General features: G+C 34.8%; 12 protein-coding genes and 1 tRNA gene. 9 read left to right on the top strand and 4 right to left on the bottom strand.

What is annotated here, in order from left to right; all coding sequences use genetic code 11:
* Positions 1-11 precede the first annotated feature (11 nt).
* Complete coding sequence (gene dnaN, locus OPR24_RS05870) at positions 12-1,169, top strand: DNA polymerase III subunit beta (protein ID WP_265033141.1); 1,158 nt, start codon at positions 12-14, stop codon at positions 1,167-1,169.
* 96 nt (positions 1,170-1,265) lie between these two features.
* Here the strand turns inward: dnaN and truA are convergent, their stop codons facing one another.
* Complete coding sequence (truA, locus tag OPR24_RS05865) at positions 1,266-2,003, bottom strand: tRNA pseudouridine(38-40) synthase TruA (RefSeq protein WP_265033140.1); 738 nt, start codon at positions 2,001-2,003, stop codon at positions 1,266-1,268.
* Between the two features lie 141 nt (positions 2,004-2,144).
* Here truA and recA point away from each other — a divergent pair, with 141 nt between their 5' ends.
* From recA to plsY, 6 genes are all read left to right on the top strand, one after another.
* Positions 2,145-3,212 (top strand): recombinase RecA, encoded by a 1,068-nt coding sequence (recA, locus tag OPR24_RS05860; RefSeq protein WP_264687864.1) that lies wholly within the window; start codon positions 2,145-2,147, stop codon positions 3,210-3,212.
* 164 nt (positions 3,213-3,376) lie between these two features.
* Positions 3,377-4,069, top strand: a complete 693-nt coding sequence (locus tag OPR24_RS05855) for a phosphatidylserine decarboxylase (protein WP_265034017.1) — start codon at positions 3,377-3,379, stop codon at positions 4,067-4,069.
* Positions 4,066-4,836, top strand: a complete 771-nt coding sequence (locus tag OPR24_RS05850) for a CDP-alcohol phosphatidyltransferase family protein (RefSeq protein ID WP_265033139.1) — start codon at positions 4,066-4,068, stop codon at positions 4,834-4,836. Before OPR24_RS05855 ends, OPR24_RS05850 begins: the two co-directional genes overlap by 4 nt.
* A gap of 31 nt (positions 4,837-4,867) precedes the next feature.
* Positions 4,868-6,205, top strand: coding sequence for an alanine/glycine:cation symporter family protein (locus OPR24_RS05845; RefSeq protein ID WP_265033138.1), 1,338 nt, complete (start codon positions 4,868-4,870; stop codon positions 6,203-6,205).
* 1 nt (position 6,206) lies between these two features.
* Positions 6,207-7,673 carry an alanine/glycine:cation symporter family protein gene (locus OPR24_RS05840; RefSeq protein ID WP_265033137.1) on the top strand — a complete coding sequence of 489 codons (1,467 nt, stop codon included), beginning with the start codon at positions 6,207-6,209 and terminating at the stop codon, positions 7,671-7,673.
* A 305-nt stretch (positions 7,674-7,978) separates the two neighbouring features.
* Positions 7,979-8,554, top strand: a complete 576-nt coding sequence (gene plsY / locus OPR24_RS05835) for a glycerol-3-phosphate 1-O-acyltransferase PlsY (RefSeq protein WP_265034016.1) — start codon at positions 7,979-7,981, stop codon at positions 8,552-8,554.
* On the opposite strand, the gene OPR24_RS05830 is transcribed toward plsY, so the two are convergent.
* The 3 genes from OPR24_RS05830 to OPR24_RS05820 form a co-directional block, all read right to left on the bottom strand.
* The gene (locus OPR24_RS05830) at positions 8,549-9,790 is read right to left on the bottom strand and encodes a hypothetical protein (RefSeq protein ID WP_265033135.1); all 1,242 of its coding nucleotides are present in this window, start codon (positions 9,788-9,790) and stop codon (positions 8,549-8,551) included. The two genes, plsY and OPR24_RS05830, sit on opposite strands and share 6 nt — an antisense overlap.
* Before the next feature lie 52 nt (positions 9,791-9,842).
* Positions 9,843-10,754 carry a cation diffusion facilitator family transporter gene (locus OPR24_RS05825; RefSeq protein WP_265033133.1) on the bottom strand — a complete coding sequence of 304 codons (912 nt, stop codon included), beginning with the start codon at positions 10,752-10,754 and terminating at the stop codon, positions 9,843-9,845.
* 11 nt (positions 10,755-10,765) lie between these two features.
* Positions 10,766-10,838: transfer RNA gene (locus OPR24_RS05820), tRNA-Val, on the bottom strand.
* A 245-nt stretch (positions 10,839-11,083) separates the two neighbouring features.
* On the opposite strand from OPR24_RS05820, the gene OPR24_RS05815 reads away from it, so the two are divergent.
* Positions 11,084-14,629, top strand: coding sequence for a peptidase M2 (locus OPR24_RS05815; RefSeq protein ID WP_265033131.1), 3,546 nt, complete (start codon positions 11,084-11,086; stop codon positions 14,627-14,629).
* A gap of 319 nt (positions 14,630-14,948) precedes the next feature.
* Positions 14,949-15,605: a hypothetical protein gene (locus OPR24_RS05810; protein WP_265033129.1), complete on the top strand. Its 657-nt coding sequence runs from the start codon at positions 14,949-14,951 to the stop codon at positions 15,603-15,605.
* Positions 15,606-15,690: the final 85 nt, after the last annotated feature.

Raw genomic sequence — 15,690 nt, 5'->3', positions numbered from 1 at the left:
GAGAGTTAGCAATGTCAGAGGTTGCAGGTGTAGATACAGAAATCAAAAAGCAAAATTCTGTGCGCGAGCAGATGCGTTTTAGCGTGAGCCGCACAAGTCTTTTAAATACATTATCCAGAGTAAGTGGAGTGGTTGAAAGGCGTAATGCAATAGATGTTTTGGCATGTATAAATATCAAAGCACAACACGGCAGCATAAAATTAATGGCAACTGATCTTGACATTTCAATGTTTGCCTCACTTGCTGCAACCGTATTAACAGAAGGAGAAGTAAAGATTTCAGCGCATACTTTACATGACATAGTGAAGAAGTTACCCGCTGATTTGGATGTCAATTTTGAAGTAAACAACCAAGGAAAATTATTGATGTCTTGCGGAAATGCAAACTTTTCTTTACCGAATGTAGTTTCAAGCAGCTTTCCTGCTCTTGAAGAAGACAATTATAAACATGATTTTATTCTACTAAATACGGACCTGATAGACTTATTAACTAAAACAAAATTTGCTGTATCACTAGATGATACAAGGTATAATTTAAATGGAATATATCTACATACAGACGAGCAGTTTCTGTACTGCGTTGCAACTGATGGTCACCGTTTATCATGTATAAAGAGACCAAAGCCTGGGAACATCAATGGCGAATTTGGTGTGATCATTCCACGTAAAACTGTTATGGAGCTGTTAAAAATATGGGACGATTGTAATGAAATTAATGTAAAACTCTCAGACAGAAAAATCAAGTTTACATGCGGTGAATATATTCTAATATCAAAATTAATAGATGGGACTTTTCCAAATTATAAAGCAGTTATTCCAGCATCTCAAGACAAGCATATGATTATTGAAAGTAAAAAACTTTCAGATGTTATAGATCGAGTTTCCGTTGTTGTATCTGATAAAGTAAAATCCATTAAATTCTCACTACAAGAAAAGCTGCTGACTCTGCATTCAAACTCTCAAGAGTGCAATGATGCAACTGAATCCATAGAAGTGGACTACAATGAAGCCCCTATAGAAATAGGGTTTAACTCGCGTTATTTACTTGATGTTCTATCCTGCATAAAAAATAAATGTAAGTTTAGCTTAGCCGATGGTAATAGTGCTACAATTATCACTGATGAAGACGATTCAAGTGTATTATATGTAGTGATGCCAATGAGAACTTAAACTTGTCATCCCGCTTCTTGTTAGCAGGATCTGGAGATACCGTGGCGGTATGACGTGTTGTTACTTATTTCACTAAGAACGTTACTTTTTATTAAATTAGTAATCTATCTTTACCAAATATAAGCCAAAAGGTGGTGCAGTAACTCCAGCTGCATTTCTTTTGCATTGGTTTAATATATTTAGCATTTCTTGTGGATTAGTTCTATTTTTTCCAAATTCAACTAAAGTACCCACAATAATCCTCACTTGGTTATGTAAAAAGGAAATAGCAGATATTTTGATGTGTATATGATTCCCATTTTGTATTATATCGATATCATCAATTGTTCTCATCGGATTTGCGGCTTGACAATCTTTTGAACGAAAACTTGAAAGGTCATGTTTTCCAAGTAGATGTTTAGCAGCTTCACGCATAATATTTACATCAAGTGGGTTAAACACTTGCCATACATAACCTGTCTCCAGAGCCGCAGGAGCATAGCGATTAACTATTCTGTATTCGTAATATCTTTTTTTTGCTGAAAAACGTGCGTGAAACGCATCATCTACAACTTCTGCATTAAGCACGACTATGGGAATTGATTTTAAATGATAATTTATTGCGTTTCTTATTCTATAAAGCTCAAATTCCTTTTCCATATCAAAATGAGCAATTTGTCCTAAAGCATGAACACCTGCATCAGTCCTGCCACCGCAGTACAAAGTAACTTTCTCACCACTAAAATTAAATATAGCATTTTCTATGGCTTCCTGGATTGAATTAGCAGAATGTTGCTGCTTCTGCCAGCCAGAGAAACTACTACCATTGTATTCTATCGTTATTTTGTATCGCACTGCAGAGTCTATCTAACTTTCTATCTTAATATAATTTAGGTAACTAATTTTTCTACGATAACGTTCTTCGTTATTAAAAAACCCTTGGCAGGTTGTTCACGTTCGATTACCATGGAAGTTATACAAGTTAATAAATGATCCATGGCAAACAACTCAGAAGAAAGAAATAATGATAAGCAAAAAGCATTAGATAACGCAATAAGCCAGATTGAAAAAGCATTTGGTAAAGGTGCAATAATGAAGTTGAAGCAAAACCCTGTAGAGAAAATAGACACAATATCCACAGGATCAATTGCGCTTGATTCGGCTCTAGGTGTTGGAGGTTTGCCAAAAGGACGTATAATTGAAATATTTGGTCCCGAGAGTTCTGGTAAAACCACTCTTGCCTTGCACGTGATTGCTGAAGCACAAAAAAAAGGAGGATCATGCGCATTTATCGATGCAGAACATGCATTGGATGTCTTATATGCTCGTAAACTTGGGGTAAGCACTGATGATTTAGTAATTTCGCAACCAGACACTGGGGAACAAGCATTACACATTGTTGAGTACTTAGTGTGTTCTGGTGCGGTTGATGTGATAGTTATTGACTCTGTTGCAGCGTTAACTCCAAGAGCTGAAATTGAAGGTGATATGGGTGATCAACATATGGGGCTGCAAGCAAGGCTTCTAAGTCACGGGCTACGAAAGCTAACCTCTGCCGTTTCAAAAGCAAACTGTATATTGATATTTATTAATCAAATTCGTATGAAAATAGGAGTAGTGTATGGAAATCCTGAAACTACCACGGGTGGAAATGCATTAAAATTCTATACTTCTGTAAGGCTTGACATAAGAAAAGTTGGTGTAATAAAAGATAAAGAAAATATTACAGGCAATGAAACAAGAGTTAAAGTTGTAAAAAATAAAGTTGCTCCTCCATTTAGAGAAGCGAAATTTGATATAATGTACAATGAAGGTATATCAAAACTCGGAGAAATAATAGATATGGGAGCAAAGCTTGGTGTGCTTGAAAAAGCAGGTGCTTACTATTCATATAACAACACACGTCTTGGACAAGGAAGAGAGAATGTAAAAACTTACCTAAAAACAAACAAAGAAGTCGCAAATGAAATAGAAATGAAAATCAGAGATTTACTCAGAAATCATGATAATTCTATTATAATAGACGAGGATAGTGAGCAACTTTTAGAAGAATCAGTGTTCTGATCTAAACTTAGTTTGTGTTGGATGGGTTGTTACAGTATGACGGTGTGTGCTAATCTGTAATGTTACCTTGTATCAAGAGGACTTTGCTGAAGCAGTTAAAAAAAGCTTTTCATGAGAAATTATAAATGATAAATTGTTAACAATAGGTTATTGTGAATAAGATTATGTGTTTTAGTTTACCTAATATAAACAGGGAAGGTTATTTATTTATAGTCGTTGCCTTTATAGTAACGTGTATAGCATTCTCTATATCTTGGGGGTTTGGTGTTACGTGCTTGTTTCCGACATTATTGTGTACTTATTTCTTTCGCGATCCAGCAAGAGCTGTGCCAAACAATAAGGATCTTATATTAAGTCCTGCTGATGGTGTGATTTCAAAAATTGAAGAAGTTAATTATCCTTTATCGGCAGAAAATGGAGAAGAGAAGAAGTTCACGCTTGTTAGCATATTTTTAAGTGTTTTGAACGTCCATGTGAACCGTATACCAATATCTGGTACGATAAAGGAAATGAATTATAAAAAAGGCAAGTTTGTATCCGCAATAAGCAATAGGTCTAGTAATGAAAATGAAAAGCAGGTTATTGTGATTGAATACGAAAAGGGAAAAGAAATTATTGTGGAGCAAATAGCTGGATTAATTGCACGTCGTATCGTTTGTAATTTAGGAGTATCCCAGAATGTGAAAGCAGGTGAAAGGTTTGGAATTATAAGATTTGGTAGTAGAGTGAATATTTATGTTCCTGCTGATATAGAAGTAAGAGTTTCAGAAGGGCAAACTGTTATTGGTGGTGAAACAATTATAGCAAACTTAAATAAGGAAAACGTTCAAGAGAAGCTTACTTTTGATGTTATATGAATAACGATGAAAGTAACAGTAGATCCTTACCTATTACTAAATTATTCCCAAATTTTATAACTTTATTGGGTTTATGTTCTGGTCTCACTTCACTTAAATTTACATTTAATGAACAATGGGAATTCTCAGTAATTTTTATCATCATTGCAGCAATACTAGATGGAATGGATGGCAGAATAGCTAGAATTCTAAAATCAACTAGCAATTTTGGAGCCGAGCTTGATTCTTTTGCAGATTTTCTAAACTTTGGTGCAGCGCCTGCATTTCTTTTGTATTTTTGGAAGCTAAACGAAATCAAAGTCATAGGTTGGATTTTAGTAATGATATACGTAATCTGCATATCAATAAGACTTGCAAGATTTAATGTTTCGCTACACTCAGAACAATCACACTGGGAAAAATTTTTCTTTTCTGGTGTTCCAGCTCCAGTGTGTGCTTTACTTTCTTTGTTACCAATAATTATTACCTTTCAATCTCATGAGAGTGAATACTTACTTCTCATAGAGCGATTTTTTAACACAAGAAACGTAGCTTGTTACTTTCTGGCCATTTCATTTTTTTCGATAAGTCACATTCCAACTTTCTCTGCAAAATATATTTATGTTCCCAAAAGCCTATCCTATATATTTGTGTCATTTTTTGGAGTACTTATTATATTTTTCATCAGTAAGCCCTGGATGACGCTACCAATTTTAGGTGTAGTGTATGTACTTACTATTCCAGTAAGCACTGGGCTTTATATATATTACTCGTATAAAGCTCGTTAGCTATAAGTTGTAATAAAAAGTAGTGAGCAGCATGATTGTAAAAATAAGTGAACTGTTAAATTCATTTCTGTACATAAAGATATTCAACATTCCATTTATAATTATTTGGGTAATTGCAACTGGGGTTTTTTGTACCATCCAATTCAAATTCACTAACTTTAGATTGTTCAAGCATGGAATACAGACGCTATTCAATCTAAAGTGTAATAACAATGGCATAATCACTCATATTCAAGCGTTTGCAACAGTAATTTCAGGAACAGTTGGTCTTGGAACAATATCAGGAGTTGCAATAGCTATCACAATAGGGGGCCCAAGTGCAGTTTTTTGGATGGTAATTACCGGAATACTTGGTATGTCGATAAAGTTTGCCGAGGTGGTGCTTGCATTCACCTATCGCTCTGAAAATGCAACTGGCGGGGCTTTTTATTACATGAAGTACGGGCTTGCAAAAATTGGATTTGTAAAAACTGGTAGATTTCTTGCCTTTACTTATGCGATTATGCTACTTATTGCAATGATTTTGGGCGGTATACCATTTCAAGCGAATCAGATAGCAGCATTGTCAAATAACCTCTTCGAATACAACGCATCTATTATTATATCCCTGCTTGTCTTTATTGTAATATTGGGAGGAATAAAGCGCATTGCTTTCGTTTCAACGAGCTTAGCACCAATTATGATAGTGCTATATATGGGTATGTGTATATATTTAATTTATGTAAACAGAAGTAATTTGCTGAATGCTCTATCCATAATATTCCAAGACATCTTTAATAAATCAGCTATAGGAGGCGGAGTATTGAGCGGATTAATAGCAGGAGTGAGAAGATCAGTGTTTGCTAACGAAGCAGGTACCGGAACAGCAGCTATAGCACATTCATCTGTAAAAGAAGAAGATCCAATTAAAGTTGGATGCGTTGCAATGATTGCACCACTTATAGACACAATATTAATCTCATTTTTGACTGGTATCGTGATAATTATTACTGGTATGCATAGCACTGATAACGTGGGTGATATTACACTAATTAGTTCGGTATTTTCAACAGCTTTGCCCTTGTTCAGCAAGTTAGTTTTTCCGCTAATGATGTTTTCCTTTGCATTTTCTACAATAATAGCTTATTGTTACTACTGTGAAGTTGCTTTGCTGTACTTATTTGGTAATAAAAAAATACTGATACTGTTCCAAATTCTTATAGTGGTTTCAGTATATATCAGTTGTATGTCAAAGAATATAGAATTTATATCTTATCTAGGTGACAGTTTGTTTATGTGCCTTATGATTCCAAATGCTGTTGCAATATATCTACTAAGAAGGGAAGTTTTGAATACAATAGATTCTTATTACAATTCTAAAAGGTATTAACATGATTTATAGATTGCTTTGTATGGTGTTATTTTGCCTATTGTTTAATGATGTGTACGCTGCTTCAGGTTTTTACGAAAGTTATGACGCTGTGTTGAATGGAATAAATAACTTCATGAATGAAGTGCTGTTTTTCAAAATCTTTTATATACCGTTCATACTTCTTCTACTATCCTTTGGTTATGTATTTTTAACCTTACGCTTTAAGTTTCTCAACATAAGAATGTTTAAGCATGCGTTTGCTATTTTATGTGGAAAATATGACACGAATCACCATGATGGTCATATTACGCATTTTCAGGCATTTATGACTGCACTTTCAAGCACAGTAGGCCTTGGAACTGTTGCTGGAGTCGCAATTGCAGTTTCAATGGGAGGGCCAGGAGCAGTGTCTTGGATGATGATTACAGGTTTTTTTGGTATGTCAGCAAAATTTGCCGAAGTGACTTTAGCATTTAGACATAGAACAGAAGATCAGGAGCAATTGTTTAGTGGTCCCTTTCAGTATATAAGGAATGGTCTGGAGGAATTTGGATTTAAAAAACTTGGTATTGTTTTAGCTGCAATATATGCAGTATTCTTTGTATTATCAGGTCTTGGCGGAAGTGTAGCGTTTCAAACCAACCAAATGGTTTCAATATTATCTGGCTGTTCAAGTTGGGTAGATGGTCACTCTTGGTTTCTTTCTTCCATAATCTCTGCGCTGCTTGCTCTAGTGATTATTGGCGGAATTAAAAGGATAGCTAGAGTATCTTCTGCACTAGTGCCTATTATGTCACTCATATATATATGTAGCTGCCTTGTTATTATTGGATTTAATATCCACAATCTTGGTCACACATTTAAGATATTATTTTCCAGCATGATAGATTTTAATGCTGTTGGCGGAGGGATGGTAGGAGCATTTGTTGCTGGAATTCAAAGAGCAATTTTTGCCAGCGAAGCTGGTGTTGGCTCTGCTGCAATTACTCATGCAACAACTAAAGATGAAGAACCAGTAAGAACTGGACTAGTCGCTATGATAGAACCATGCTTTGACACAATATTAATTTGCTGTTTAACAGGAATAACAATAGTAATAACAGGTGCATACCAGACTAGTGTTGGTGAAGGGATATTAATTACTCAAAAGGCATTTGAGACAGTTTCTCCATGGTTTCCTATGCTTTTAACCATAGCTGCACCTTTGTTTGCATTTTCTTCGGTAATTTCATTTGTATATTGTTGTGAAATGGGGTGGCTATATTTATTCGGTGCAAAAAGTATAGTGATATATCGCATAGCGGTAATAATTGTAGCGTTTTTTTCTGGTCTTTCTAAAGACATAATGGCTATTGCCAATATTGGTGGAACTTTATTCTCTTGTTTAGCTCTCATCAATATGACAGCGCTTATACTGTTTAGTAATCAGATTAACGATGAAGTTCAGTGCTACCTAAAAAGGCTGAGGAATAATAAAATTAATTAAATTTTGGCATATGAAGGTACAACAACAGATGTCATTTCAGTAACTGACACACAATTGTACGAACTTTATATTTTAAAGCAACATGTACAACTAATGGTGTCATTCCAGTGCCATTTTCTTGTCATAGCAAAACTCCCTCTTGTCATCCCAGTGCGTGACACTGGGATCTATTTTGTATATAGTTCCACCATAGTGTTATGTTTTAATGTAAAATTTTATATTTATCTACTAGATTCGTTTGCGAACAAAGTTCGCTGGATCCAAGTGTCACGCACTGGGATGACAAGAGAGAGGATGCTAGAATGATGGAGAGGTACGTAATCCTTATACTATCCTACATATTAGGTTCAATACCGTTTAGCTTAATCATTACAAGAATAAAAGGGATAAACTTAAGAGAAGTAGGTTCAGGAAACATTGGCGCTACAAACGTTGCAAGAACAGGAAATAAATGTCTTGCTGCTCTGGCATTACTTCTGGATTCCTTGAAAGGATTCATCGCCGTTTATATAGCACAACAATTTTGTGATAATAACGATTTTCATATATATGTATCTGCAATTTTAGCAGTTTTAGGGCACATGTTTCCTATTTGGCTAAAATTTAAAGGAGGCAAAGGAGTTTCAACAACTCTGGGAGTGTTGATAGCACTTAATATGCCAATTGCCTTGATATTTATATTTGCCTGGATAGTGGTATTTTTTATCTTTAGATACTCTTCTCTTGCTTCATTGACTGCTACTGCAACTATTGTAGCGACATCTTTCTTTTTTCAAAAAGACTTATTTTTTGCACTATTAATTGTAGCAATATTAATTTTTTTAAAGCATCACAAAAATATTGCAAATCTTTTGCAAGGAAAGGAACATAAATTTTTATAACTTACGTGCTGACCCTGTTTCTGCTATGTTATTGATGTTTAGGTCGGTTAATTTTCCTGGATTAATGTACTCAAGATTTTCTATTGTATCTACTACATTCTGTTCACTACAATCCAAGCTAAACAAATTTCTCATTAAAGGTATTTTGATTTCTTGAATAAAATTAGAAGTTATTTGGTTACTGTTATCATCTGACTTGTTCCAAGCATTGAGGATTTCTTCGTGATTTTCCTTTTTCTGCAGCTCTTTCTTAATAAACTTACATGCCTCATCTTTTGCATCCGTTCCAATTCTGTCTTCCATAAGGTATTCTACTCTAATATCAGGGTGTATTCCTTCTAATGACTTTATCGCAGCACCAATAATACCGGTAAAGCAAGTTTCAGGAATAAACGTCCCTTGAGCATAATTTATGGCATACATTAAAGACTTTGTCAATTCCCGCCTTTTTGCTGCAACTGATTCACTATCTCCACTATTACAAGCCTTTAGAACTAAGTATAAAATTTGCCCTCCTGTAAGTCCAGAAACATGAACTTGTTCATCATTATTGCACCATCTATTAAGATAGTTAATGAATTCTTGTTCATTACTCTTCCTAAACTCTTTTTCTCCTTTTATATACTGGATAAACTTAACAAACTCATCATTACGTATAACATCCTTAGGTTCTGGTACCTTCTCACCATATTTATCTTTTAATATATTAATATTGTTAATAATACTATCATTCGATAAATGAGGCAATGTGTGTTCAATAGCAGTATTAATAATATACTTCATACCGAATAAGTTTTCTCGTGCACCATCCAAAAGTAAATTCACTGCATTCTTAAACAGGGCAATAGGATTAAGTTTTTTTGGTCTGACTTCAGGTTGCAACAAAATTATTAGCATCGTTAATGGTATCGGTGCTAATAGCCAAGCTAATATGAGAGTCTTAGTAAAGGATAGATATAACGTAAATCCTACTAACGATAAAAAAAACACTGACTTGATTACATTATTTTTAATAAATATTTTCCAATATTCCTTTTTATTTACTTCCTCATTCTTTATTTTTTTATAGGTAAGAAAAGTTTGGATCTCTGATCTGTAAAGAATAGCCACAAAAGAAATTGCTATACTGGTGGGCATAGTTAATATATTCAACGCTTGCATAATACCAAGGTAAACAAAAAACTTTAGCCTGCTAGAATCCTTTGAAGTAAATTGTAATTGAGAAATACCTATCATAGCTTACCTTCAACATCATTACACTCTAGTAATAGCATAGTAATTTAAAACGTCAATGTTTAAGTATCTTATTATCCGCACACTCATCGTATTCAATCTCGACTGTAGAGTGTGCTATCTCGAACTTATCTAGCAATATTTTTTTTATTTCATATAAAACATTGGTGTGCTGCACATTTTGCTTTATTTTAGCATGCATGGTAATTATAAAATAATTATCAGACAGTGACCATGCATGTATGTGGTGCACATCTATCACTTCAGGTAATTCTGATGTGATCTTACTTTTTATTTCCTCAGTAGATATCCCTTCAGGTGTGCCTTCAAGAAGTATGTGGCAAGAATTCTTTAGAATTTTGTAGCCACTATTCAAAATGATTACACTGACAAATACCGATAAAATCGGATCCACCATTTGCCATCCAGTAAACATGATAATTATGGATGCAAGTATAGCAGCTACAGAACCTAAAATATCTCCTATAACGTGTAGTACAGCACTTTTTATGTTTATATTGCTCTCGCATTTACTATGTAATATAAAAAAGACTATAATATTAGAGATCAGGCCAAGTGTAGCAATTACTAACATTACTTTCCACTCAACATTTACCGGAAAAATAAATCTTTTTATTGACTCAATTATAATGATTACTGCAATGAAGAATAAAGTTAAACCATTAACAAATGCTGCAATTATCTGCAACCGATGATACCCGTATGATCTTTGCAAATCAGATTTCTTAGCTGAAAATTTGTGTGCTAACCAGCTTAAAACTAAGGCAAAGAGGTCAGTGAGCATATGCCCTGCATCTGATAGTAGAGCAAGCGAATGTGAAATTATTCCACCTACTATTTCCATAAACATTGTTATCGCAACTATTATTATGGAATAGATTAAGCGCTTGGACTGTGCTGCTGAGTGTTTGCCGTTATGCACTGCTGTCATATAAAATCTTTTCATGAACAAAAACGTGGGTAACACTGGGTTCGAACCAGCGACCGCTTGCACGTCAAGCAAGTGCTCTACCAACTGAGCTAATTACCCATCGTGGTTTTAGTATAGTGCTTTGGTGGAATAAAAGTCAATTTGCTTTTAAATTCTTACCCTATCCTAATGTAACGTTAGAATTTAGATTTTTTTTGTGGTCAAGCTATATCTTATATTGTTCATATTAAATTAATTACTTATATTTCTTCACTAAGATATAGATTATACCAATATGAAAATTCACACTTTTTTAGTAGAGATCACCTTATATTTGAAGAGTTAATAAATTAGAGGTTAGAATTATGACAATCAATCAACAAATAAATAAAAATATAACTAAAGAAGAATACTTTAACAATAACGGCAAAGGGTTTAATTCGCCACATGTTGTAGAAGTTAAAGATTTAAATATTAAAGTAGAAGTTTATTCTCATAATTTAAGAGCAAGTAAAATTGCAACAATTGAAAGTGAGATAAAAGAAACAGCTACTAGTTTTAAAGATACATTCAAGTTAGAACACAGCAACTCAGAACAAACATTTAAAATTTATATGTTTGATGACAAGGATGATTACACTCACCTTGGCGGAAGCGAGCGTTTCGGTTCTTACCTTGGAGATGAGGGTGGTAAATGTTACTACAAAGGGGAAGCTGATATTTTTGCTGAAATGTATGTCTATCAGCAAGGTGGCGTTTATAACCTTCAGCATGAATTTGCACATGGTTTAACTTACTTGGCTACAGGAGGTAAGCACCTACCTACAGTATTAATGGAAGGAATTGCAGATTACTTTGAGCATCATTCAGATCATAAATTCAATTCTCAAGGGTCAAGTATCGACAAAACTGAAGCTGCAAATTTGGATTTAGATAAAATTTTAAGTTTAGAATATTCAAAGGACAGCGAAGCAAATAGCCTGGTTTATAAAACAGGTCATGCGTTGATAATGTACTTACAGGAAAAAGATCCTAGTTTATTAAGAGACTACCTAGATGCTTTACGTCAAGGTAACTCAGATGAGTCAAAAAGTTTCTTGAAAGACATAAAAGGACATGATGCTGACTTCAAAAGTTGGCTTGCTGAGAATGATACAGAAACTGCAATGGAACATCTCAACGCTTTGCAGGTTACAAAAGGAGATTTTATAGCAACTGGTCAAGAAATAGTGGGTGGAGAAATTAAAAACATATCCTACTATAAAGCAAATATAGAAAAAATAGATGGAGAAAACGTTGGAAGTTTTTCTCCTGTAGAACATGTTGCATTTCATAATGTTGCTCGTGCTGTTAATAGGGCAACAAATGATAACCTCGATATATCAAAGGAATATCATTTCTTAAAGGTAATCAAAACTTCTGATGGACAGGATAAACTAACTTACTCTGATCAACAAGGTAATGAATATCAAAACAGTCAAGAGTATAAAAATCAGGCTTTAAGGATGCTATCAAAATATGGTGAAGATCTAAGAAAATCTTACTATAATGGGAAAGAAGACTTAGAAAAAATACGTGCGAGCGAGCTAGAAGACTTAAATAAGCAGAAGGATGATGATGTGTTGAAAGGCCTGCGTGAACAGGAAGAAACACAGCGTCATGATGCATACAAGCAATACAAAAGAGGAGAGATCTCTTATGAGAAATTTGTAGAAAAATGCAATTCAGCCAGCACTAATTATCGTAATGAAGATAAGAGATTATATAGTGCTACACAAGACAAATATACACAACTGAAAGATGCAATACTAGATAAGTATGAAAATTTAAAAAGTACCTTGCTTGATAAAACCATAAACACTGGCTTAGAACAAGTAAAAGCGACTAAGAACATCGACGTAGAAAAGATGTTAGAAGAGATGATCAATATCGATTCAAACTTGATAAGAGGTACAAATCATATTGATCTACAAGAAGGTAAGATTTTTTCTATGCAAGCTCATGGTCAAGTAGATATGGGTGCACTGTCTATATATGATGGAAATACAAAACTTGGAGAATTATCGAGCGAATCAGGATTTTTTAAGCAAGTTGAAGGCCAAACTAAAGAAACTTTTGTTTTTGAGGACATATTACATAACTTAAATGTTTCATACGAAGGCGGTGCTTACATGGCAGTTACAAAAGAAAATGGTCATTATAAAGCTTCTCTGATAGATGGCAGAACAGTTGAACGTGATGAATACTTTGATGAGGCGCATTTACATGAAAATGAGTTGTTGCATCCTAGCACTGGACACATCCAAAAAGATTTAGATTCTCTGCTTCTCAGAGGTACCAAAATTTTGAATCATCAGGATTCAGAGCATGCCCAATATTCTGATGAGCAAAAGGCAAATGGAGTAATCGTAGAAAAAGGAAGATTATTGGATAATAAGGGAACCGACAGGACAGACGATGATGTACACGAAGCGGTTGTAAAACAAGGAGGCGAAAATTTACATACATTCAAAAATATGGGCTTTTATATTACCGAAAAAGGTGATCTATTTATTCATGACCATGGAGCAAATGTAAGGTTTCAACTACCACAAAGTATTACTCATCTAAAATTAGTGGAAAAAGACGGAGCATATAAGCTTGTTCCGGTGACGAAAGATGGTGATGAACATCCAATAGGTATGCCAAATATATCAGATGAATATAGATATATAGATCCAATATTTGCACATGAATATGAGAAGAGAGATTATTCCCATAAACATATAAATGTGGGCCTTATAAACTTAGAGAAATATGGCTCTGGCAAACTTTTTGCTATAAAGTACGACCCAAATGATTACCACATACAAAGAAACTCTAGCGGTGAGATAGTTAGAATAAAAGATCAAGCATATTTCACTAAAGTAAAACTATTTGATGGTGATACTGATGAAGAAATTGGAATGTTATCTAATAATTTCCATAACTTCAAAGGGAAAATATTCTTTTCTGCTGACTACAACTATAGTTATAACGATTTCCTAGCGTCTGTTTCTCCTCAAGTTGAAATTGAGGACATGGGGAATGGAAGTAAAAAAATAACTTTCGATCAAGGTGATGGCGATATCGGTGATACTAATAGAGGCTACACGGACTATCAGAGAATATTCACAAAAGAGAAACAAACCGAAAGTCCAAAAGGGCAGGTAAGTGAAACTAAGACAGAAGTTGATACGTCACACATGAGCCATAGTACTACTAATGTTGTTGCTGAAGAGAAAACTGCATCAAACGACAATAGTGAAATGCAGTCTGATCAGCCACAAATTCCAACAAGGGCAAAAAGGTCAGCTTCAGTGGAGGAGAAAGAGCAGGTGTTGAAAGATACAATTCTAAAAATAGAAAAGAGTCGCGAGCAGGACTCAGAAGGGAAGCACAAGGCAAATGTAACCATAGATTATCATGATGTAAAAGCCTTGTATGATAGAGCAGAAGGGGAGGACAAAGGCTCTGTGTTAAAGTTTTGGCACAAATTGCACGCATCGAATTATAAGGTTGGTGCTTTGCCGGAAGACAAATATTATTTTGAAAAAGGCAAGTTCGTAATCCACGATAGTAATACGAAGAAGCTTATAGTGTTACCTGAAGACAAGGTATCCATCAAGATAATGAAGGATGGTGATCATTATGATTTTGCTATATCTGATGAGAAGGGTAAAGTAATAAGTAGTATCACCAAAATAGATGATTTAAACTATGAGTTGCTGTCAGATACAAGCGGTTTCAGCCTAGAAACACAAGATAGCACTATATTTTTAGGTCAACATAATGAATATAACTCTTATCTGGAAAGTGGCTTTGTGAAAATGTTCGATTGCGCAAGCGACCACATTTATCACGACCACAACTCGGCCTGTATCTATAGCTAACCCAAGAAAGGTTTTCCTACGTCATACCGCGATTCATTCGCGGTATCTCTTAGCATAGATCCCGCTAACAAGTAGCGGGATGACGATTGTCAGGGTGTCATTCCAGTACCTTCTCCTGTCATTCCAGTACTTCCCTCCCTTGTCATCCCAGTGCTTGACACTGGGATCCAGAAAAATTGATTGTGCACTATACAACATTTTCGATCAAATCAGTGTCAGCTACTTGAATGACAAGAGAAGAATTCTAAAATGAAAAGTTTCAAGGAAATCTTATGCAAAATCTAGCATTAACGAAAATTATACTTTTTTCATGCACACTATGGTTTTTATAATTAACGGAGAGTGTGATATGGCGTTGAGTGACAGATTGAGTACAATAGATATAATAGAAAACCTTACAACTAACAGTGATTTTTTAGGAAAATTGATAACGGAACTCAGTAAAGGTGCTAATAATGCAGGTATATATACTAAAAAAGGTGTGGATGATGAGTTGAAAAGGAAAGCTGACAAGAATTACGTCGATACTGAGCTAGGAAAGAAAGCTGGTGCAGATGATCTAGCCAACAAAGCTAATACTGCAGATGTTTATACTAAAACTGCTGCAGATACTGCTTTTGTTAAAACTGATGGTTCCAATATTTCAACCCAAGCAGATAAAGGAAAAGCTTTAGCAGATGCAATACTTGCTGTACAAGATGGCAACAAATCAGTCCTTGTGGATAAATTAGGAGGATTTCTTGATGAAAACGCCAAAGCGTATAGTAATAATACAAAGACAGCAAGGGAGTTATTAGTTCCATCAGCTGCTGAGTTAGTACAAGATCATGATTTCAAAAAGGGTATTGAAAAAAGTATTAAAGATATGGCTGTCTCAAGTAATCCAGATTTCCAAAAAAATGTGAGAGAAGTAATGTCATACCCGCCACTTGAGATTCCAGACGCAGCAGATGTTCCAATTTCTGCGGATTGGTAATCCAGCTCAGATCCAAGTAGTCTCGCTACTTGGATGACACCTATAGCTCTGTCATTCCAGCGCGCGACGCTGGAATCCAGGAAAG

It is taken from the genome of Wolbachia endosymbiont (group A) of Sicus ferrugineus, from assembly GCF_947251515.1.
Lineage (GTDB): Bacteria > Pseudomonadota > Alphaproteobacteria > Rickettsiales > Anaplasmataceae > Wolbachia.
The sequence above is the reverse complement of the archived record's forward strand: the minus strand, read 5'-3'. Positions and strand labels throughout refer to the sequence as shown.

Excerpts from the sequence above, each read along its gene's own strand:
- OPR24_RS05810 (WP_265033129.1), top strand. The coding sequence starts at position 14,949 with ATGGTTTTTATAATTAACGGAGAGTGTGATATGGCGTTGAGTGACAGA.
- recA (WP_264687864.1), top strand. The coding sequence starts at position 2,145 with ATGGCAAACAACTCAGAAGAAAGAAATAATGATAAGCAAAAAGCATTA.
- plsY (WP_265034016.1), top strand. The coding sequence starts at position 7,979 with ATGGAGAGGTACGTAATCCTTATACTATCCTACATATTAGGTTCAATA.
- dnaN (WP_265033141.1), top strand. The coding sequence starts at position 12 with ATGTCAGAGGTTGCAGGTGTAGATACAGAAATCAAAAAGCAAAATTCT.
- OPR24_RS05815 (WP_265033131.1), top strand. The coding sequence starts at position 11,084 with ATGACAATCAATCAACAAATAAATAAAAATATAACTAAAGAAGAATAC.
- OPR24_RS05850 (WP_265033139.1), top strand. The coding sequence starts at position 4,066 with ATGAATAACGATGAAAGTAACAGTAGATCCTTACCTATTACTAAATTA.
- OPR24_RS05855 (WP_265034017.1), top strand. The coding sequence starts at position 3,377 with ATGTGTTTTAGTTTACCTAATATAAACAGGGAAGGTTATTTATTTATA.
- OPR24_RS05845 (WP_265033138.1), top strand. The coding sequence starts at position 4,868 with ATGATTGTAAAAATAAGTGAACTGTTAAATTCATTTCTGTACATAAAG.
- OPR24_RS05825 (WP_265033133.1), bottom strand. The coding sequence starts at position 10,754 with ATGAAAAGATTTTATATGACAGCAGTGCATAACGGCAAACACTCAGCA.
- OPR24_RS05840 (WP_265033137.1), top strand. The coding sequence starts at position 6,207 with ATGATTTATAGATTGCTTTGTATGGTGTTATTTTGCCTATTGTTTAAT.
- OPR24_RS05830 (WP_265033135.1), bottom strand. The coding sequence starts at position 9,790 with ATGATAGGTATTTCTCAATTACAATTTACTTCAAAGGATTCTAGCAGG.